2 pseudogenes are annotated in these 635 nt (G+C 69.3%); one reads left to right on the plus strand and one right to left on the minus strand.

The annotated features are described in order from the left end of the window. Positions 1–185, plus strand: a pseudogene (locus A9W96_RS18335) (hypothetical protein); the annotation flags it as partial. Between the two features lies 1 nt (position 186). On the opposite strand, the pseudogene A9W96_RS18340 reads toward A9W96_RS18335, so the two are convergent. Further along, positions 187–635 (minus strand): annotated as a pseudogene (locus tag A9W96_RS18340) (hypothetical protein); the annotation flags it as partial.

The following is a 635-nucleotide window of genomic DNA, read 5'->3' on the forward strand; positions in this document are numbered from 1 at the left end:
GCGGGCAGTCCTACACCGCCACCACCCTGGGCGAGCTGGAAAAGAGCTACAACGCCATCGAGAACGAGATCGGCTACCGCACGGTGCCGGGGCCGGGCAGCTCCGGCTGGCTGCGGCTGGCCGTGCTGACCGCCCTGATCGCGACCGCGCTGGCACTGCTGATCAACCGGCGCCTGCCCAGCTGACTCAGGCGGGCAGCCTGCGGTTCAGCAGGAGCCCGGCCAGGATGGCGCCGGCCAGGACGAACGCGCCGAGCAGCATCCAGGCCAGGCTGGCGTCGCCCTTCACGGTTTCGTAGCCGATCTGGCGCTGCAGCGTCGAGTACACGTTCTTCAGCGAGTCCAGGCTGTCGGCGTGGAACGACTGGCCGTCGGTGATCTCGCAGATCTTCTGCAGGGTCTGGTCGGTCGAGACCGGGACGGCGATGCGCTGCCCGTCCATCTCGATCTCGCCGCCCTTGGTCCCGAACGAGATCGTCGAGATCGGCACGCCCTCGTCCTTGGCCAGCCGCGCCGCCGTGTAGATGCCGTCGTGCGGATCGCTGGGATTGGAAGGCTTGTTCTCGCCGCCGTCGGAGAGCAGCACGATGCGGGCCGGCGGCGGTTTGTCGCCACCGGCGACCGCGGTGGCGCTGA

The sequence above is a fragment of the Mycobacterium sp. 1245852.3 genome (assembly GCF_001669335.1).
Lineage (GTDB): Bacteria > Actinomycetota > Actinomycetes > Mycobacteriales > Mycobacteriaceae > Mycobacterium > Mycobacterium europaeum_A.